The 20,674-nt window shown below is 70.2% G+C and carries 9 protein-coding genes and 1 pseudogene; all 10 read left to right on the forward strand.

Annotated features, from left to right (window positions below; genetic code table 11):
• Positions 1-271 precede the first annotated feature (271 nt).
• Positions 272-1,603 (forward strand): MFS transporter, encoded by a 1,332-nt coding sequence (locus tag AB0F29_RS20625; protein ID WP_361873958.1) that lies wholly within the window; start codon positions 272-274, stop codon positions 1,601-1,603.
• The gene (locus tag AB0F29_RS20630) at positions 1,600-11,223 is read left to right on the forward strand and encodes an amino acid adenylation domain-containing protein (RefSeq protein WP_361873960.1); all 9,624 of its coding nucleotides are present in this window, start codon (positions 1,600-1,602) and stop codon (positions 11,221-11,223) included. The genes AB0F29_RS20625 and AB0F29_RS20630 overlap by 4 nt, the downstream gene beginning before the upstream one ends.
• A complete protein-coding gene (locus tag AB0F29_RS20635) occupies positions 11,213-12,262 on the forward strand; it encodes a TauD/TfdA family dioxygenase (protein WP_361873962.1) in 1,050 nt (349 codons plus the stop codon). Before AB0F29_RS20630 ends, AB0F29_RS20635 begins: the two co-directional genes overlap by 11 nt.
• Entirely contained in the window at positions 12,259-16,194 is a 3,936-nt protein-coding gene (locus AB0F29_RS20640) for an amino acid adenylation domain-containing protein (protein ID WP_361873964.1), read from the forward strand. Before AB0F29_RS20635 ends, AB0F29_RS20640 begins: the two co-directional genes overlap by 4 nt.
• Positions 16,194-17,222 carry a beta-ketoacyl-ACP synthase III gene (locus AB0F29_RS20645; protein ID WP_361873966.1) on the forward strand — a complete coding sequence of 343 codons (1,029 nt, stop codon included), beginning with the start codon at positions 16,194-16,196 and terminating at the stop codon, positions 17,220-17,222. Before AB0F29_RS20640 ends, AB0F29_RS20645 begins: the two co-directional genes overlap by 1 nt.
• Positions 17,219-17,497: an acyl carrier protein gene (locus tag AB0F29_RS20650; protein ID WP_361873968.1), complete on the forward strand. Its 279-nt coding sequence runs from the start codon at positions 17,219-17,221 to the stop codon at positions 17,495-17,497. Before AB0F29_RS20645 ends, AB0F29_RS20650 begins: the two co-directional genes overlap by 4 nt.
• A 35-nt stretch (positions 17,498-17,532) precedes the next feature.
• Complete coding sequence (locus AB0F29_RS20655) at positions 17,533-18,732, forward strand: beta-ketoacyl-[acyl-carrier-protein] synthase family protein (protein ID WP_361874105.1); 1,200 nt, start codon at positions 17,533-17,535, stop codon at positions 18,730-18,732.
• Between the two features lie 10 nt (positions 18,733-18,742).
• Positions 18,743-18,871 carry a hypothetical protein gene (locus AB0F29_RS20660; protein WP_361873969.1) on the forward strand — a complete coding sequence of 43 codons (129 nt, stop codon included), beginning with the start codon at positions 18,743-18,745 and terminating at the stop codon, positions 18,869-18,871.
• A 1,031-nt stretch (positions 18,872-19,902) separates the two neighbouring features.
• Positions 19,903-20,112 (forward strand): annotated as a pseudogene (locus AB0F29_RS20665) (MerR family transcriptional regulator); the annotation flags it as partial.
• Between the two features lie 349 nt (positions 20,113-20,461).
• Complete coding sequence (locus AB0F29_RS20670) at positions 20,462-20,665, forward strand: cold-shock protein (protein ID WP_361873970.1); 204 nt, start codon at positions 20,462-20,464, stop codon at positions 20,663-20,665.
• Positions 20,666-20,674 lie beyond the last annotated feature (9 nt).

Genomic DNA, 20,674 nt, shown 5'->3' on the forward strand with positions numbered 1-20,674 from the left:
GAAGAGCCGGAAAGCAGCCAGAGTATAGTTTCGCCAGTCGACGGATTGGATATCGCCGACGAAAGTGGCACGCTAGTTCCTCACCTTGACTCACCTGCACCCGCCGGGTCAAGTGGCAATGTTGGAACGTTCAGCGTATCGCGCGAAAATGGAGCGAGGTGCTCCACTTTTACGCTGCGGAACAATTAGAATCAGCTTGCTCTCGCCGAGAGGACCTGCCTAGGCTCTCCCTCGGTTCCCGCTATCGACCTTGAGGTGGAGTGTGTCAAGCATGGACGAGGGTGCCTCGGCGGGCGATTCTGAATTACCTCGACAGCTGCGTAAAAATCGGGCATTCAATATCTTTTGGCTCGGTCAGGGGCTGTCCCTCCTCGGCGGCTCCATGACGCTGCTGGCCCTGCCCATTCTGATCCTGGACGCGACCGGCTCCATCGCGCAGATGGGTGCACTCACGGCGGTTTCCGCGGCCTTCGGTATCGGTGCTGGAACCTTCGCCGGTCACATCGTGGACCGGATGGACCGGCGCAACATCATGATCTTTTCTGAAGTGGCCAGGGCTGTGGCACTCGGCCTGGTTCCTCTGATCTGGCTGATTGAGCCACAAATATGGCTCCTTTATGTCGTTACCGCCGTCGCGGCAGTCCTGAAAACAGTCTTTGATGTTGCGTATGTGACCGCGGTGCCCAATCTGGTGGACGCGGATGACCTCACCGCGGCGAATAGCCGGCTTCAAGGCACCTATGCGGTGGCCGGAATTCTCGGCCCCGTCCTCGCCGGAATCATGGCCGCCGGAGTGGGGCCCGCCTGGGCGCTCGGCGTCAATGGGGCGACCTTCCTGGTCTCGGCCGTGACCCTCGTGTTCGTACGCCTGCGCAAGACTGATGAGCTGAAGAGAGCCACGGAGGAGGACCCCAGGGGGCCGGTTCGAGACAACTTCCTCGTCGGTTTCACGTTTCTGTGGAACCACTCCGCGATGCGGGCTCTCACCCTCTTGCTCACCGCCCTGACGTTCCTCACACTCGGCGCCACCGACCTGCTCATCTTCAGGGTTCAGCAGGACCTGGAGCAGGGAGCAGACGTCCTCGGCTACGTCATCGCGGTCAGCGGCCTCGGGTCGATCGTGGCGGCGGTCCTGGCCAGCGTGCTCCGACGTGTCGTCGGGTTCGGCGCCTGCTGGCTGGCCTCGGTGCTCCTGATCGGTGCCGCCGTGGCGCTGATCGGGAACAGCCGGAATCTCGTGATCATCGCCCTGATGTCCGCCGTCTTCATGTTCGGCATCACCCTCGCCGGGATCCTCTCCATGACCCTGCGTCAGCAGGTCACTCCCGACCATCTGCTCGGCCGGGTGACCGCGGCCTTCTGGACCGTGCACAACGCGTCGGGACCCGTGGGCGCGGCCGTGGTCACGGTCGGCGCGGCGCGACTGGGCGTGCCATCGGTCAGCCTGATGGGCGGTCTGTTCTGTCTGGCGATCTTCCTCGTCGGGATCTTCACGCCCCTGCGCGTGGCACGTCCTGAACTGATTCCGCCGGGATCCCCCTCGAAGCCCGGCAGCGTGCCGGCCCCGGGGCCGGCCAAGCCATCTTTGGAGAAGGACAGATGAGCCCCCTGCGTGACAGCGGCGCCGGATCATTCGCCGAGCTGGTCTCATGGATGACCGACCGCATCGCACGGCGGACGGGCATCCTGGCGGCGGACATCCGCCCGGACGACCGGTTCGCCGAGTTGGGCCTCTCCTCACGAGTAGCGGTCGGTCTCCTGGGAGAGGTCCAGGACCGCCTCGGCCGGGATCTCTCTCCTGCCCTCCTCTGGGAGTACCCGAGCATCGAGGACCTGTGCCGCCACCTCGTTCCGGAACCACCTCAGCCCCGGGTGGCCGTGGGCGCACACCGGCAGGAGGAATCACCCAGGAGCTCCGTGCCCGATGAGCAACCGCCGGAGGGGATCGCCGTCATCGGTCTCGGCTGCCGGTTCCCCGGCGCCGACGGCCCGGACGCGTTCTGGCGGCTGCTCTCCTCCGGAACCGACGCCGTCACCGATGCCAGGCCGGATCCCCCCGCTGGGCTGGTGCCGCTCGGCCGGCAGGGTCACCTGTCCGGCGTCGACAGGTTCGATGCCGAGTTCTTCGGCATCAACCCCCATGAGGCACGCCGCATGGACCCGCAGCAGCGGATCCTGCTGGAGGTGGCCTGGCAGGCGTTGGAGGACGCGGGAATCGCTCCCGGTCTACTGAAGGGCACCTCGGCCGGGGTGTTCGTCGGAATCAGCAACGCGGACTACGGCCGCCTCACGCCGGCCGGCCCCACCGCCGCGAATACGTACTCGGGCACCGGTCAGGCGCTGAGCATCGCGGCCAACCGGATCTCCTACGCGCTGGACCTGCGCGGCCCCAGCATCGCCGTGGATACGGCCTGCTCCTCCTCCCTGGTGGCTGTGGACCAGGCGTGCCGGGCGCTGCGCGACGGAGAGGCGGAACTGGCTCTGGCCGGCGGGGTGAACCTCGTCCTCGACGGCTTCGCCACCGAGATCTTCTCGCAGGCGGGCATGCTCGCTGCCGATGGCCGGTGCAAGACGTTCGACAGCTCGGCCGACGGATACGTCCGCGCCGAGGGCTGCGGTGTCGTCGTCCTCAAACAGCTTGCGGCGGCGCGCCGCGACGGCGACCGCGTCCTTGCCGTCGTCCGCGGTACGGCAGTCAACCAGGACGGCCGCAGCAACGGGCTGACCGCCCCCAACGGCCTCGCCCAGCAGGACGTCGTCGCCACCGCCCTGGCCCGCGCGGGCGTGCACCCGTCCGAGGTCGGCTATGTCGAAGCGCATGGCACCGGGACCCCGTTGGGCGATCCGATCGAGCTCCGGGCATTGTCCGCGGCCCTCGGGGAAGACCGTACGGACGACAGCCGGTGCCTGGTCGGCTCGGTCAAGACCAACATCGGCCACGCCGAGTCCGCCGCCGGCATCGCCGGACTGATCAAGGCGGTGCTCGTCCTCCGGCACGGTGTGGTGCCCCCGCATCTGCACCTGCACCAGCTCAACCCGAGGATCGAGCTACCGGCCTGGATGTCCGTGCCCACGGCAGCGGTGCCCTGGCCGGCCGGTGACCGCCGCCGTGTCGTCGGCGTGAGCTCCTTCGGATTCGGCGGAACCAACGCGCACGTCGTTATCTCCGACCCGCCACCGGGCCCGTCCGAACGGCCGGGGGCCGCGGTGCCGCCCCGACCGGTACAGATCCTGACGCTCAGTGCCCGGACGCCGAGTGCCCTGCGCCGGCTCGCGCGGTCCCACGCCGATGCCCTTTCGGGACAGACCGGCACCGGCGGGACAGCCGACATCTGCCACACGGCGAACACCGGTCGGGACCTCCATGCCTGGCGGGCCGCCCTCGTCGCGGACAACGTCACCGCCCTGCGCGAGAGCGCCGAGGCCCTCTCGGCAGGCGGAACCCACCCCGGGGTGATCACCGGGAACGGCGATCCCACGACCGGAGGCGTCGCCTTCCTCTTCACCGGACAGGGATCCCAGTACGCCGGAATGAGCCGCGGACTCCACTCGGCGGAACCGGTGTTCCGGGACGCGCTGGAGGAATCCGCGGCGCATGCCGACCCCTTACTGGAACGCCCGCTCCTGGAGGTGCTGTTCGCTGAGGAGGACGGGGCCCGGCTGCTCGACCGTACGGAGTACGCCCAGCCGGCTCTGTTCGCGGTGGAATACGCCCTCGCCTGCCTCTGGCGGTCCTGGGGCGTCGAGCCCGCCGCACTGCTCGGGCACAGTGTGGGCGAACTGGTCGCGGCATGCGTGGCCGGGGTCATGGACCCCGCGGACGGCATCCGGCTGGCCGCCGCCCGCGGCCGGCTGATGCAGCGTCTCCCGGAGGGCGGGGGCATGCTCGCCGTGCTCGCCGGTGAGGACGAGGTGCTCCGCGCCATCGGTGACGCACCGCTGGACATCGCCGCCGTCAACAGCCGCACCGACACGGTCGTTTCCGGGCACCACGCCGCGTTGCGAGCGCTGGCGGACCGGCTGGAACAGCACGGCGTCCTGTCCAGACCCCTGCGGACGAGCCATGCCTTCCACTCCCGGTTGATGGAGCCGGCAGCCGCGGAACTGGCCCAGGAGGCAGCCGGGATCGCCTACCGGGAGCCGGCCATCCCCCTGGTCTCCGATCTCGACGGCGAGATGTTCACCGGGACCCGGCTGCCGGACGCCGGGTACTGGGAACGCCACGTACGGCAGCCGATCAAATTCGCCGACGCCCTGCGCACGCTGACCGGACTGGGCTGCCACACCTTCGTGGAGATCGGTCCGGGCCGCACCCTGACCGGACTTGTCCGTGCCGAATCGCCGGGCTCCACCGTCGTCTCCTCACTGAACCGGGACACCGGGGATCAGACACACGTCCTGACCGGACTGGCCCGGCTCCACGTGGCGGGCGTCCGGGTCGACTGGACCTCGTTCGAGAAGGGCCTGCACGTGCGGAAGACCGCTCTCCCCACCTATCCCTTCGAGGGTGACCGCTACTGGCATCCCACCGTCACCGCGGAACAGCCCGCGCCCGCCGCAGCCCCCGCCGCTGTCCCGGACACCCGCCCGGCCGGCGCCGAGGCCGTCGTACGTGAACTGCTGCTCGACCTTCTCGGCCTCGAACCCGGCGAGCTTTCGCTCGACCGCCCGTTCGTCGAGCTGGGCGCGGACTCCATCATGCTGATCCACGCTCTGCAGAAGATCCGGTCCACATACCAGGTGGACATTCCTGTCAGCAGATTCTTCGAGAACCTCGACACCGTGCGGAAACTCGTGGCACACATCGAGGAACACGCACCGCCCCAGGCGCTCGCTGCGGCGTTGCCCGAGGACCCGGCTGTTCCACCGGCCCCGCACAGCCTGCTCCTCGTGGAACCGCAGGTCTCCTCCGGGGCCGAGGGAGCAGGCCCGGCCGAACGGTCACTGGCCCAGCTCCTCGACGTCCACAACAACGTGATGACCCAGGCGATGGCCCTGCTGCGCGGCGACGGCCCGGCCCCGGTCGGCCTCGCCGAACGGGCCGCGCCCGCTCCGGCCGAACCCCCGGACGCACGGACCGCGCGGAGCGACGACACGTACGTGGCCTTCCACACCGGTCCCCCCACCACCTCCAGCCGCCTCAGGCCGGTACAACAGGACTTCCTGCGGGCGGCCGTCACCCGTCACGAGCAGCGCACGGCACGATCCAGGGAGCACGCCCGACGCGAACGCGGCGTCCACGCCGACATCCGGCATGTCCTCAACGTGCCGGACAGCCTGCGCGGGACGCGCTACCCGCTGACCGTGGTCGGCTCTTCCGGATCGCGGCTCCGGGACGCCGACGGCAACGAGTACATCGACCTCACCATGGGCTTCGGGGTCAACTTCTTCGGTCACGGTGAATCCTTCGTCAACGAGGCGGTCTCGGCGCAGCTCGCGGAAGGCATGCAGCTGGGGCCGCAGTCACCCCTCGCGGTGGAGCTGGCCGAACTGATCTGCGAGATGACCGGGGCCGAGCGCGCGGTGTTCTGCAACACCGGGTCCGAAGCCGTGATGACGGCCGTCCGACTGGCCAGGGCGGCCACCGGCCGCAGCCGCATCGCACTGTTCGCCGGCTCCTACCACGGCTCCTCGGACCCCATCCTCGTCCGGTCCGCGGTATCCGGTCCGCTCGGTGAGGCGACGCCGCTCGCCCCCGGCATCACCGAGGGGATCGGCCGGGACACACTGGTCCTGCCCTACGGCAGCCCCGCGGCCCTGCGCGTGCTGCGCGAGCACGCCCACGAGTTGGCGGGCGTACTCGTCGAACCGGTGCAGAGCCGCAAACCGGACCTGATTCCACGGGAGTTCCTCCACGATCTGAGGGAACTGCTGACGGAGATGGACGTCCCGCTCATCGTGGACGAAGTCATCACGGGCTTCCGCATGCACCCGGGGGGAGCGCAGGCCCTGTTAGGAGTCCGGGGCGACATCGCCACCTACGGCAAGGTCGTCGGGGGCGGTCTGCCCATCGGCGTAGTGGCCGGGAGCCGTCGCTACATCGACGCCGTCGACGGCGGCGCATGGCAGTTCGACGACTCGACCGACGTGGAGAGCACCAGGACGTTCTTCAGTGGGACCTTCTGCAAGCACCCCCTCTCCCTCGCCGCCGGTCTGGCCGTCCTCAGGCGCATGCGCGAAGCGGGACCCGATCTGCAGAGCGGGCTCAACGCCCGTACCGCGGAACTGACCAGCCGGCTGGAAGCGGCTGCCGCACGCCACGGTGCACCGATGAGGGTGATGACCTTCGGTTCGCTGTTCCGGTTCCACTTCACCACCGAGGCGCCGCTCGGATCGGAGCTGGTGGAACTCTTCTATCTGCTCCTCGGCGAGCAGGGCATCTACCTGTGGGAGGGGCGGAACTGTTTCCTCTCCACTGCCCACACCGACGCGGACTGCGACGCCATCGAGGCCGCGGTGGACGCCGTGCTCACGGCGATGGCCGGGACCGGATTCTTCATGGACCTGCCGGGCGTGCCCGAGGGCGCGGACACGGAAACCGCGACGGTCCCCCGCCCGCTGCCGACGGCCACCGGTGACCGTCAGCTGTCGGACGTGCAGCGGGAGATCTGGTTCCTCGACCAGCTCGGTGCCGAATATTCGCTCGCCTACACCGAGATGATCGCGGTGGACTTTACCGGGGAGCTGAACCGCGACGCCCTGTCACGGGCGCTCATTGCGCTGATGGACCGTCACGAGAGTCTCCGCTCGGTTCTCCTGCCGGACGGCAGCGGTCGGCGTATCCTGCCGGCGGACCGCTTCCCCCTTCACCACGCCGACCTCACCGAGGGCGACGGGGATTCCCCCGAGGAGCGGGCCGAGGCGTGGATGGCGGACGCGGCGGCCACCCCGTTCGAACTGTTCCAGGGCCCCCTGGTACGGATGACGTTGCTGAGGCTGGGGCCTTCCCGGCACCGGCTCGTACTGGGCGCCCACCACGCCGTTGTCGACGGCTGGTCCTTCAGCGTCCTCCTGCCCGACCTCGCCGAGCTGTACCGGTCGCAGCTCACCGGCGCCGCCCCGTCCCTGCCTCCCGCGGTTCCCTACGACGACCACGTCGCCGCCCTGGCCGGGGACACCGCTTCGCGGGACGCGGACGACGCGTACTGGCGCCGGAGGCTCGCCGACGGGATACCCGCGGTCGAGCTGCCCGCCGACCGGCCCCGCGGCCCGAGGGTCACCCACCGCGGGGCAAGTCTCTCCTTCAGCCTGGACCGCGACACCCACACGCGCCTGCGCAAGGCGGCGGCGGCGCGCTCCGTGACCCCGTTCACCCTGATGCTCGGCGCCTTCGCCGGGCTGTTGCACCGGATCACCGGACAGGACGACCTGGTCGTCGGCGTGCCCGTGGCCCTGCGCACCCACCCGGGCGGAGAGCGGGTGGTGGGCAACTGTGCCAATGTGGTGCCCATCAGGTCGGGCACCTCGCCGGACCACACCGTCGCGGACTTCGTCGACGGCACCCGGCGCAGCCTCCTCGAAGGCCAGGACCACGTCCGTTTCCGGGCCTCGTCACTGGCGCGGGGAGACGGCGCGGGCCGCGGACAGCTCCTGCGCGTGCTGTTCAACCTCGATCAGGAGATGGCCGCTCCCGCATTCCCGGACCTCACCGCGACGGTGGTCGTTCCGGACCGCAGGTACGTCAAGTGCGACCTGTTCGCCGACATACGCGCCTCCCGCACAGGTCTGCACATCACCTTCGAGTACAACTCCGAGCTGTACGACGAGACCACGGTCCGGGGATTCGCCACGGCCTACCGCAGCGTGCTCGACGCGTTCACGGACGATCCGGCCGTGCGGCTCTCCGCGATCCCCCTCGTGGGCCCGGCCGAACAGGAGAGCCTCAGCCGACTGGGGCGCGGCGCGGTGCTGCCCGGTTCCGATCTGTCCGTGGTGGACCTGTTCGAGCGCCAGGCAGCCGAGACCCCGCAGGCCGAGGCGCTGGTGGATGGTGACACCCGGATCCGCTACGGGGAGCTGAACCGGGCCGCGAACCGGCTCGCCCATCACCTGCTCTCCCACGGGGTGGGTCCCGAGGTCCGGGTCGGCCTCGCGGTGGAGCGCTCGGCGCGCCTGGTCACCGCGGTGCTGGCCGTGCTGAAAGCGGGCGGTGCGTACGTACCGGTGGACGTGGCGGGCCCGCCCGAGCGCGGCCGCCGGATACTGGCCGACGCCGGGATCGCGGTGCTGATCACCGACGGGGGCCCGGACCGCACCGAGGGAACCGGGTCCGGTACCACCGTGGTGGACCTCGTCCGCGACCGAGCCGAGGTGGAGGAACGTCCGGACCACGACCCGGCGGTCGACATCCTGCCGGACAGCCTCTGCTACGTGCTCTTCACCTCGGGCTCCACGGGACGGCCAAAGGGCGTGATGGTCACTCACCGCGGCCTGGCCAACGCCTACGCCGGCTGGGACGCGGCCTACGGGCTGCGGGCCGACGGGATCCGCAGCCATCTGCAGATGGCCAACGTCACGTTCGACGTCTTCGCCGGCGACCTCGTCCGCGCCCTGCTGTCCGGTGGAAGGCTGGTGCTCTGCCCGAAGGAGACCCTGCTGCGTCCGGACAAGCTGCTGGAGCTGTTGGAGCGAGAGTCGGCCGAGTGTGCCGAGTTCGTCCCGGTGGTCGTACGCGGTCTGCTGGCTCACGTGGAGGACCAGGGGCGCGACCTTTCCTTCATGCGCCGCATCGTTCTCGGTTCGGACACCGTCACCTCCGAGGAGCTGGACGTGCTCGCCCGGGTCGCCGGTCCCGGATCGGTGGTCGTGAACTCCTACGGGCTGACCGAGGCGACCATCGACAGCACGTACGTGAGTTACCTGCCCGGCGACGAGAAGCAGTGGTCCGGCTCGGTGATCGGCGCCCCGTTCGGCAACGTGGCGGTCCACATCCTCGACTCCGGACTCCGGCCGGTGCCGCCCGGAGTGGTCGGCACCCTGTACGTCGCGGGGGACGGCGTCGCCCGCGGATACCTGTCGGCGCCCGGGCTGACCGCCGAGCTGTACGTACCGGACCCATGGGCCGACGTCCCGGGCGCCCGCATGTTCGACACCGGAGATCTCGCGCGGTTCCGGTGGGACGGCGACCGGGCCGTGGTGGAGTTCATCGGGCGTCAGGACGGCCAGGTGAAGATCCGCGGCAACCGGGTGGAGACGGGGGAGGTCGAGGCAGTTGTGACCGGCCTGCCCGGAGTCCGGGCGGCGGCGGTCGCGGTCGACCGCTCCGGCGGCGAACCGAGGCTGGTGGCCGGCCTCGTCCTCGAACCGGGGAGTCCGGGAGATCCGGAGACCGGGCCCGAGGGCTGGTACCACCGCTTGCGGTCCGCCCTGCCGATCCCCATGATTCCCGACCTCTTTCTGGCCCTCCCGGCCCTGCCGGTCACCGCGAACGGAAAGGTGGACCGGACGGCGCTCCTCCGTACTCCGGGCGAGGAGATCGTCCTGTCGGGCGGGGCCGAGGCGCCGCGGACACCGCTGGAAGCCGAACTGGCCGAGATCTGGAGCGAGGCGCTCGGCGCCGGCCCCCGGAGCGTCCACGACGAGTTCTTCGCCGTCGGTGGCAACTCGCTGACGGTCATCCGGATGCTGTCGCAGGTCAACTCCCGGTACGGGGCCGACGTGGCGATCGGCGACTTCTTCGGCCGCCCCACCCTTGCCGCACTCGCGGAGAGCATCGAGAAGCAGCGGACCGGCACCATCGCGCCGCCGCACGATCTAGCGCCTCCCGCACCGGAAGGCGGGGCACACGCCACGGTGCGGGCAGACGGAACGGTCCTGCTGTCCTCCGCCCAGAGCCGCTTCTGGTTTCTGGAGCAGCTGTGGAGCGGTACCCCCCTCTACACCGTCTCCAGCGCCGCGCATATCTCCGGTCCGCTCGACACCGACGCCTTGATCTGGAGCATCGGCAGGCTGGTGGCCCGGCACGAGGTCCTGCGCTCCCACTACCCCGTCACGGTCAAAGGGCCCGGGCTGCGCGTGCGGGAAGAGCTGGAGGTTTCCGTTCCCGTCGTCGACCTGACCGGTCTGACCGAGGCGGAGTGCGCGGCGGAGGCCGAGCGGCTGACCGCAGACCACGCCTACCGGCCCTTCGACCTGGAGAAGGGCCCTGTTCTACGGGTGTCTGTCCTGAGGATCGCCCCCGCGCGGTTCCGCATGCTGTTCACGATCCATCACATCGCGGCGGACTTCTGGTCCGTGAGGATCCTGCTGCACGAGCTCATGGAGCTGTACGCCGCCAGAACCGAAGGGCGCCCCGAGGCGCTGCCCCCGCTGATGACGAGGTTCGCGGACGCCGCGATCCGTCTCGACACCTGGCTGGAGAGCGGCACCGCGCAGGCCCAGCTGGCCTATTGGAAGGACCGGCTGGAAGGCATACCCGCCCGACGGTCGCTGACCCCCGACCGCCTCCCCGAGGAACACTGGAGCGCGGAGGCCGGCGTGGCCACGATCAGGCTCGGCGAGGAGCTCGGCGAGCGGATCGCCGCACTGGCCTCCCGGCGGGGCGCGACGACGCACATGGTGCTCGTCACTGCGCTGAAGGCGGTGCTCGCGGTGTCGGGTGCCGGTGACGACGTGGTCGTCGGCACCCCGGCCGCCCAGCGCCTCGACTCCGGCCTCCAAGGGCTCGTGGGGCCGTTCATCAACACGCTCGCCCTGCGCACCGACCTCGGGGGAGACCTGACCCTGGCCGAGGCGTTCGAACGGGTGGGCTCGGTGTGCCGGGCCGCCTACAACCACCAGGACGTGCCCTTCGACAAGGTGGTCGAGGCTGTCGGCGCCGGCCGCGGCCGGGGCAACCACCCGCTCTTCACCGTGATGTTCCAGTACCTGCCGGACAACTTGGAACATGCCCGCACGGGTGATGTGGAGATCACGTTCGACGAGGTCAAGACCCGGTTCGTGGAGTTCGACCTGCTCTTCGAAGCGGCCGGTACCCCACGCGGAATCGAAGCCGTCATCCGGTACAAGGCAGTGCTCTACGACAGCGCCACCATCGACACCCTGCTGCGTCGGTGGCAGGCGGTGCTGGTGGAGATGACTGAGTCGCCGGACCTGCTGCTGTCGCGGTCCTCACGCACCCGGACTGCCGCCGAACTGCCGGCGGTGGCCCCCGCCATGCGCAATCCGGTCCTCGGCGCGCCAGAAGCGGCCCGAGACCCGAAGGGAAACCAGCATGTCCGATGAAACACCCCTCAAGCCCAGTGGGATCAGGTCGCTCAGGCCGCGGAAGGTGACCATCGGCCGGCCGGAACCGGTGCGCCGTACCGTCATCGGAGGTGCCGGGACCACCCGTCTCGCCGTGTACGAATCGCACGCGGACGTGGCGCCGGCCGAATGGGCCGAGCACCACCGGGAACAGCTGACGGCGGACGTGCACGAGCACGGAGGCGTCTACTTCCGAGGGTTCGGCATCGACGCCCCGGAGGCCCTGGAACGGTTCGCCTCAGTGTTCGTGACGGACCTCTTCAGCGAGAACGGGGAGCATCCGCGGGTCTCCGGGAACGGCAGGATCTACACGCCCGTCTTCCATCCGCCCGAGGAGCGGCTGCTCTGGCACAACGAGAACACCTTCAACCTGTCCGGGCCGACGCGGATCTGGTTCGCCTGCGTCAGGCCGGCGGACCAGGGAGGCGAGACACCGGTCGCCGACAGCCGCACCGTGTACGAACGCGTCCCCCACGCGGTCCGCGAGCCGTTCGAGCGCAAAGGCGTCATGTACACCCGCAGCTACGGGACCGGCCTCGGCGTGCACTGGCGTGACGTGTTCCGGACGGACAGCAGATCCGCGGTGGAGGACCAGTGCCGCGCCGCCGGTCTCTCCTACACCTGGCGGGGAGAGACACTGCACACCAGCTGTGTGCGATCCGGAGTGATCGCGCATCCGGTTACCGGTCAGCCCACCTGGTTCAACCAGGCACAGCACTGGCACCCGTACTGCCTCGGTGCCGAGATACGCCAGGCCGTCACCGCGGTCTTCGACGAGGACGGCATGCCCCGCAACTGCTTCTACGGAGACGGCTCCGTGATCCCGGACGAGGACATGGCGGAGATTCTGCGGGTCTACGACGAGGCCGAACTCGCCCTGCCCTGGGCAGCCGGCGACGTGATGATGCTCGACAACCTCCTGATGGCGCACGGCCGCAACCCCTTCCAGGGCGAGCGTCGCCTGCTGGTGGCCATGGGCGGAATGACCACCTACCCGGTAGCGGAGGTGCGGCCGTGACCGACGTGACGGAAAGCGTCGAAGGCTACGGCGTCTCGAGTCGGCAGCGCAGCGTCCACCACTTCGGGCGGGCGGGATTCCACGCCACCGCGCAGGCCATGCTGGCGGTGGACCGGCCGCTCACCGGCCGGGAAGCCGCCCAGGCGGTCGACGCCCTTGTGGCCCGCCACGACATCCTGCGTACCGGCATCGCCGTTCCGCCCGGCACGGAGACCCCGCTGCAGGTGGTGGCGGACCGGTGCGAGGTCGGCTGGGACCACCACGACCTCCGCGCCACGGACGAGAAGACCCGGCGGGAGCGGCTGGCCGCGATCGCCGCGCACGCCCGGCATCACGTCCCTGCCCCGGACAAGGCCCCCGCTATGCATTGCGTTCTGGTCGACCTTCCCGGGGACCGCTGTGGCCTGCTGCTCACCACGCACGCCGTGCGCGCGGACCGGAGGAGCTTCGCGATCCTCGCCGAGGAACTGGCCGGCATCCTGCGCGGCGAGGGCCCGGCCGACGAACCCGTGCAATACGTCCAGTTCGCGGAATGGGAAGGGACGCTGGAGGTACGGTCCACCGCGTCGGCGCCGGACCCGGCCGGGGTGGCGGAGCACGGCCGGCCGGAATGGCCGGAGGCCGCCGGGGGCCACGACACCGGTCACGGCGTCGTACGCGTGCGCATGGACGACGGGCTCGCCACCCGGCTGAGGCGGTACGCGACCCGGCACGCGGTGTCTCCGCGGGCCGTTCTCTTCACCGCGTTCCGCGTCCTGCTGGGCCGGACCGCCGGAGCCGTGGGCTCCGAGGCCGCCTTCCTGATCGACGGCAGGGAACAGCACGAGGACCTCAAGGACGCGGTGGGCCCCTACACGGCGTGGGCAGGGAAGGCTCCTCTCTCCACGCTCGCCACGCCTTTCGGGCGGCTGGTCACCGAGACGGACGCCTGGTTGGACCGGGCGCTCCTGGGAGAGGAACCCGCCGTGGACGGCAGAACGGTCGCCTGGGACCACGCCTTCGAGTTCCACGACGGCGAACCCGCCACCACGGCCGTCTCCCTGGAGTGGACCGACGTGGTCCTGGAGCCGTATGTCCTGCGGCTGGTCGTCCGGGAATCCGGCGGCAGCCCTGCGGCGGAACTCGTCCTGGACTGGCACCACGACCGCGCCAGGCTCGCCGGGCGGTTCACCACCATGCTGGCGGAGCGGCTCTTCACCTTGCTGTCGGAGGCACTGGCCGATGACACACGGCCCGCCGGGGCCATCCGCCTCCTCGGTGCGGAGGAACTCCACTTCCTCACCGAGGAGTTCCACACCTCCGTCGGCTCCGGGAGCGGTGGCACCGGCCTTCCGGTCCACCGTGCCGTGCACGCCCGCGCGGCGGCGGATCCGGACCTGACCGCGGTCGTCGCCGCCGACCGGGCGCTGACGTACGGCCGACTCGACGGTATGGCGCGGCGGCTCGCGGCCGGCCTGCGGGAGTTCGGCGTCGGTCCCGAGACCCCCGTGGGTATCCGGCTGGAACACCTGGCCGCGCTACCCGTCGCCGTGCTGGGCGTGCTCAACGCCGGCGCCGCCTACGTACCCCTCGACCCCGGCCATCCCACGGAGCGGGCGGCCCGCCTCCTCGCCCACACTTCCTGCGAGGTGCTGCTCACCACCGACCGGCTGGACCGGCCCGAGTTCGACGGCACCGTCCTCGTGCTCGACGACCTCGACGCTCTCGCCGGACGGCCGGAGCCGGGCCGCCTGGCGGGGGACTCGGTCGGCGACGACCACCTCGCCTACATCATGCACACCTCCGGCTCCAGCGGTGTGCCCAAGGGCGTCATGGTCCAGCACGGAGCCCTGGCGAACTATCTGACGTGGAGTGCCGGGCATTACCTGGACGGCTCGGACGGAGGCTCCGTGGTCCACTCGTCCATCGCCTTCGACCTCACCGTCACCAGCCTGCTGAGCCCGCTGGTCGCGGGGCGATCCGTCCGGCTCCTCGCACATGCGCAGACGGACCCGCTGGAGCTCGCCCGTGTCATCGAGGCGGACCCGACAGCCACCCTGATCAAGCTCACCCCGTCCCATCTGCGCATCCTCAACCAGGCGCGGAAAGACCTGCCGTTCCCGGTCGCCGGACGGACCCTCGTCGTCGGCGGTGAGGCGCTGACCGCGGATCTCCTCGAGAACTGGAAGGACTGCCGGATCGTCAACGAGTACGGACCGACCGAGACGGTCGTGGGGTGCTGCGTGCACGAGGCCGTGCCGGGCGGTGAGCCGTCCCTGTCCGTCCCCATCGGCAGCCCGATCAGCGGTGCCAGGCTCCACGTGCTGGACGAGGAGATGGAACCGGTCCCCGTGGCGTCCCCGGGAGAGCTGTACATCGGAGGGGACGTGGTGTCCCGCGGGTACTTCGGCGCCCCGGATCTCACGGCGGAGCGGTTCGTGCCCGACCCCTTCGCGACCCGGCCCGGCAGCCGGCTCTACCGGACCGGAGACCTGGTCTGTCACCTCCCCGAGGGCGGACTTCGCTACCTCGGCCGTTCGGACGCCCAGCTCAAGCTCCGCGGCTTCCGGATCGAGCCGGGCGAGGTGGAGGCGGTGCTGCGCCGGCACGAAGCGGTGGCCGACGCCGCGGTGACCCTGACGGGCCCGCCGGAGGCACCGGAACTCTGCGCCTACCTGGTCCAGGCCGGTGACATGCCCCCATCCGCCGAATCCGTACACCGACATGCGGCGGAGCAGCTGCCGGAGCATATGGTGCCGACGCGATGGCAGTGGCTGGGCACCCTGCCGCTGACCCGGAACGGCAAGGTGGACACCGCCGCGCTTCCCACGCCCGGCCCGGCCGCGGCCGGCACCGCCGATGACGTGGACGCAACGGCGTCGGTCGTGGCGGCGCCCAAGGACTCGGTCGAACTGACGCTGCTCCTCATCTGCGAGGAGCTGCTGGGCCGGACCGGGCTGGGCGTGCGGGACGACTTCTTCGACGCGGGCGGACACTCCCTGCTCGCGGTACGGCTGGTCGCGAAGGCGGAGGCTGTCCTCGGGGTGAGCATCCCGCTGAGCGCGCTGTTCAAGGACGAAGTGGTCAGCGTCGAGCGGCTGGCCGCGATGGTACGCGAGCGTTCCACGCCCGGCGGCCGGCCGGACCCCCTGGTCAGGCTGTCCTCCGCGAAAGGCCCCCGCCCCCCGCTGTTCCTCGTCCACCCCGGTGGCGGGCACGTGCTCGGCTATCGGGATCTCGCCCTCGCGGTCGGCGCGGACCGGCCCGTGTACGCCTTCCAGGACCCCTCCGTGGGCTCCGGGCCGCACCAGAGCGTCCCGGAGCTGGCCGAGACGTACCGTACGCGGCTGCTCGAGGCCTGCCCGGACGGTCCGTTCCTGCTGGCCGGCTGGTCCTTCGGGGGACTCGTCGCCTTCGAGTTGGCCCGGCGGCTGACGGCTGGAGGCCGTGCACCACAGGGCCTCGTCCTCGTCGACAGCTACCCGGCACAGCCTGCGGCGACCGGTGCCGAACTGGTCCGCGGGTTCGCGGAAGAGGCCGGCCGGGTTCTCGGCATCGATCTGGACCCCACCGGCGCGGATCTCGACGGTCTTGCCGCCGAGGAAGCCGTGCACACCATGATGACCCGGGCAATACGGGAAGGACGCGTACCCGGGGACCTCGGAGTTCGGCACGTGACCGGGATGTTCCGGCTCCACGTGGCCCACCTCCGTGCGGCCGAGGCGTTCTCTCCCACCGGGGCGGCCCAGGTGGGAGAGACCCATCTCGTGCAGGCCGCCGCCCAGGACCTGGCCGAGCGAGACCGCGCGGCACGGCTCTGGCAGGAAATGACGGACGGCCCGGTCGTTCGGCACCTGCTGCCCGGCGGCCACTACTCCCTGCTGCGGGCACCCCAGGTGCGAGCGTTGGCCGAACTGATCGCCGCCCTGGGCGGCGCCGGGTCCGCCTCGTGATGCCGGCCTGCGTCGTGGAACGCGTCGCGGGATGGGTGCCGCCCCGGCGCGTCACCAACGACGACCTGCCCGCGTCCTGGCAGGTGACGGACGACTGGGTCCGCTCCCGCACCGGGATCGGGAGCCGGCACCGGGCGGACCCGGGGATGGCCACGTCGGACGTTGCGCTGGAGGCGGCCGCGCGGGTGCTGGAGGGCGCCGAGACGGTCGACACCGTGCTCCTCGCCTCGTCCACCCCCGACCATCCGATTCCCGCCAGCGCGCCCGCTGTGGCCGCCCGCCTCGGGCTCGGACCGGTCGCGGCATTCGACATCGCGGCCGTGTGCAGCGGATTCGTGTACGGCCTGGCGACCGGGGCCGGGCTGATCGCTTCCGGGGTGTCCCGCAGGATCCTGCTGGTGGGAGCCGACGTGTACTCCAACCTCCTCGATCCGGCGGACCGCTCGTCCGGGATCCTCTTCGGGGACGGTGCCGGAGCGATGCTGCTACGGGCGGGCGAACCAGGGGAGCCCGGTGAGCTGCTGGGCTGCGACCTGGGAAGCGACGGCGGCAACGCCGGGCTGATCACCGTTCCGGACGGCGGCGCACGTTCCCGGGCGTCCGGCGTCCCGCCCGGCCAAGGCGACCACCACTTCCGGATGCAGGGGGCGGACGTCTACAAGCATGCTGTCGTGCGGATGACACAGTCGGCCAGGAGCCTGCTCGATCGGCTCGGCTGGGAACCGCTGAATGTGGACCACTTCGTTCCGCACCAGGCCAACACCCGCATCCTTGAGGCCGTCTCCTTGCGGTTGGGGATCCCGTACGAGCGGTGCGTTCTCAACCTCGCCGAGGTCGGCAACACCGGGGCCGCGTCCATACCGCTGGCCCTTGCCGATGCCCAGGAAGCCGGCCGGCTCCGGGAGGGCGAGCGGGTACTCATCACCGCCTTCGGCGGCGGCCTGACCTGGGGTTCCGCCGCTTTCACCTGGCCTTCGGCTCCAGCCGGGCCCACCACTTTGACCACTGCGCGAAGGGAACGATCATGACTGCGACCTACGAGGACGTGTACGGCCTGATCCAGGGCGCTCTGACGGAGACCTTCCAGGTGCCCGCCGAGGACGTGCGTCCCGACGCGGCCATCAGCACTCTCGAACTCGACTCCCTGGCCGTCGCGGAACTCACGGTGATGCTCAGCGAGCAACTCGGCGTCGCCGTCATCGAGGGCGAAGTGACCGCCGAAACCACACTGGCCGAGTTCGCGCAGCAGATCGAGAGCGCCGCCGCGGGCCAGGACCCCGCGGGGCACCTGGAGAACCGGTGACGAAGACCCCGACGATCGCTGTGACCGGCCTGGGGATGATCACCCCGGCCGGGGACGGCGTCGAGGCGACGTGGAACCGGGTGTGCGAGGGCCTGCCGACAGCCACGCCGGACCCAGCTCTCGCCGGACTGCCCGTGGACTTCTCCTGTCGGCTTCCGGCGGACGTGGACGGGAACCGGGCCGTCGGAAGGCGGGACGCCTGGCGGATGAGCCGGGTTACCAAGGTCGCGGTCGCCGCCGCCCGTGATGCGGTAGGCGATGCCGGCCATGATCCGGAGACATGGGAATCCAGGCGCGTGGCCGTGGTGATGGGCTGTGGCGTCGGGGACCTCGGGCTCTGGGCGGACCAGACGCACCGCCTGCGGGACAAGGGACCGGGCAGCGTCTCCCCGACCTCGATGCCGCGGGCGCTGGCCAACATGCCGGCCGGCGAGGTCGCCCTCGCGCTCGGCGCGCGCGGACCGAGCATGGCCGCGGTGACCGCCTGCGCGTCCGGTGCCACGGCACTGGCGACGGCACGGAGACTGCTGCAACTCGGCTTGTGTGACATCGCGGTGGCGGGGGGCGTGGAAATGGCAATCGCCCCGCTTCCGGTGACCGCCTTCCACCAGATGGGGGCCCTGTCCGTGCGCCGCGACGACGTGGCTGGGGCGTCCCGGCCGTTCGCCGCCACCCGGGACGGATTCGTGATGGGCGAAGGAGCCGCGGTGCTCGTCCTGGAACGCGCCGAGGACGCGGCAGCCCGCGGGGGCCGCGCCCGGGCCGTGCTCGCGGGCTCCGGGGAGACGACGGACGCCCACCACCCCACGACGCCCCACCCGGACGGGCTCGGCTCCGAGGACGCGCTGAGGCTCGCGCTGGAGGACGCCGGACTGGCGCCCGGAGACGTGGACCACGTCAACGCCCATGCCACGTCGACGCCCGCGGGCGACGCCGCGGAAGCCACCATGATCGCCCGAGTCCTGTCGCACGCGCCCAGTGTCACGGCCGTCAAGGGTGTGCTCGGACACACCCTCGGCGCGGCGGGGGCCATCGAGGCCGCGCTGACCGTGCTCAGCGTCGAACGCGGCATCGCGCCGCCGATCGCCAACCTCACCGACGACACGGTCGAGTTCGACCTCGACTACGTGACGAAGGCCTCCCGGACCCAGCGGATCCGCACCGCCGTGACCAACTCCTTCGGATTCGGCGGCCACAACGTCGTACTGGTCCTCACTTCGGGAGCCACCCGATGAACCGCCCGGCGTGCGCGACCGCGCGATTCTGTACGCCCTCATCGGCCTGCCCTTCGCCGCGGTCCTTGCCGCCGTATCGGTGGCCTGGGGGTGGGGCATCGGTTGGACCGACGTGCTGATCGCCGTGGAGATGTACTGACATCACTGTGCCGGGCGTCAGCATGGGCTTCCACCGGTACTTCACCCATGGCGCGTTCAAGGCCGACAAGGCCCTGCACACCGGGCTCGCCTTCTCCCGCCGGACGTGGAGGTCTGGCAGCATCCTGGACGACTGCGGCGACACCATCCGGTGGGTCGGCGATGACAGCCGAGGCTGCGTGGCTGGCTGCATGCGGGGATGTGGACGGCCACCGTGACGCTGTCCGGCCGCGCTCCGACCGGATGTGCCCAGCTGCGGGCGACGGCCCTGGTCGGGTGTGCGGGGCTTGGCTGCGGATGACTCATCTGCGCTCTGCCGGTGGCTCAGACAGAGAGCCTCTCTCGCTAGCGTCTGAAAACCTGTGCTGGCTGAGGTAGACATTGGGGTGCGGGGTGGTTATGTTTTCTCTCGTAAGCAAGAAGGACAGCAGGGCCTGGCAGAGATGAACCGCCAGGCAGCAGTACTCAGCAGTTGCAGTGCGCAGGTCGGTGCGGTGGTGGAGTTCCGAAGCCAGGGTTCTTGCAGGATGGCGACGGGGCTGGCGACCGGACCGGGCAGCCCGCCGTTTTCAGGGGCTGCCGTGAGCAGGACCGCAGGAAGCAAGTGCAGTCCGCAGTACCAGTGGTCCCTCGGTAAATGGCGTCAGGCTGCGGCGCGCGTACCGGGAAGTTCGGCAGTGGGGTTCCAAGCCAGAGCAGATGCAGGACGGGCGACGGGGCCGGCTGCCGGAGTGGCGCTGTGAGAGGCCACCAGGAGTACAGAAGTAGTTTGTCCAGAGGGAAGAACGGAGGAGTTGGGCGCCATCAGGATCGCCCGGGCGAACGACGTGTGCCCGGGTACCGCAGGACATCGATAGTGAGGTGGTCTCCGGTCAAGCAACCGCGATCCCCGCAGCCCCCGGACCTCTTCCCGGCAGGCATGCGGAAACACAGAGCCGGCGTAGCCGATCAAGGCCGGCTGATGGTGTAGCAGTTCCTTCGGGGCCCGGGTGCCGTATGGCACCCGGGCCCCTCCAACACGTTTTCCACAGGACGCCCCTGCGCTCCGCGGGCGGCCATCGCCGCTACTCCCGTTACCAGCTCCGCATCGCCGCACGCGCCCGCGAGCTCGTCGACGGCGGCACCCCGATCGAGGCGGCCTGCCGCATCGTCATCCTTGAGGACCAACTCGAGGAAGCCCAGCGGATCAACGCCGAACACCACCGAGGCACCAAGCCGCCCGGCACGCCGACCTCGGCCTGAAGCGCTGCGGCATCCCGCGCTGTGACGGGTGAGGACCCTTCCGGCAATGCTGCGCTCGGGGCGGACCGATATCTATGGCCACGACGTGAGGGTTCAATGCGCCGCGCGGGGAATGTTTTTACCGCAGCGAAGAGGCTGGAATTTTTCACCGTACGCGGACCATTACGGCATGCTACTGTCGATCTCGGTTGCAGTTGTGGTTCCCAAAACTTCAAGCTTCTGCGTGGGTGTTTTCGACCATGGAGAAGCTTCATTGTATATCCGGGTTTCTCCGGGCGGGGCATCATCGCGGCGACGCGGAATCCGTACATGACGGATCCCGACGTACCTGCCCCGAAGGAGATATGACATGGCGACAGGCACTGTGAAGTGGTTCAACGCAGCCAAGGGTTTCGGCTTCATCGAGCAGGACGGTGGCGGCGCTGACGCGTTCGCCCACTTCTCGAACATAGCCGCCCAGGGCTTCCGTGAGCTGCTCGAAGGCCAGAAAGTCACCTTCGACATCGCACCGGGCCAGAAGGGCCCGACGGCCGAGAACATCGTTCCCGCCTGACGCTGACGC

Origin of the sequence: Streptomyces sp. NPDC026589 (assembly GCF_040638385.1) — a bacterium.
In the GTDB taxonomy this organism is placed as follows: domain Bacteria; phylum Actinomycetota; class Actinomycetes; order Streptomycetales; family Streptomycetaceae; genus Streptomyces.

Bases quoted from the DNA above. Each gene is read 5' to 3' on its own strand.
- AB0F29_RS20625 (WP_361873958.1), top strand. From the start codon at position 272: ATGGACGAGGGTGCCTCGGCGGGCGATTCTGAATTACCTCGACAGCTG.
- AB0F29_RS20630 (WP_361873960.1), top strand. From the start codon at position 1,600: ATGAGCCCCCTGCGTGACAGCGGCGCCGGATCATTCGCCGAGCTGGTC.
- AB0F29_RS20635 (WP_361873962.1), top strand. From the start codon at position 11,213: ATGTCCGATGAAACACCCCTCAAGCCCAGTGGGATCAGGTCGCTCAGG.
- AB0F29_RS20645 (WP_361873966.1), top strand. From the start codon at position 16,194: ATGCCGGCCTGCGTCGTGGAACGCGTCGCGGGATGGGTGCCGCCCCGG.
- AB0F29_RS20650 (WP_361873968.1), top strand. From the start codon at position 17,219: ATGACTGCGACCTACGAGGACGTGTACGGCCTGATCCAGGGCGCTCTG.
- AB0F29_RS20655 (WP_361874105.1), top strand. From the start codon at position 17,533: ATGATCACCCCGGCCGGGGACGGCGTCGAGGCGACGTGGAACCGGGTG.
- AB0F29_RS20670 (WP_361873970.1), top strand. From the start codon at position 20,462: ATGGCGACAGGCACTGTGAAGTGGTTCAACGCAGCCAAGGGTTTCGGC.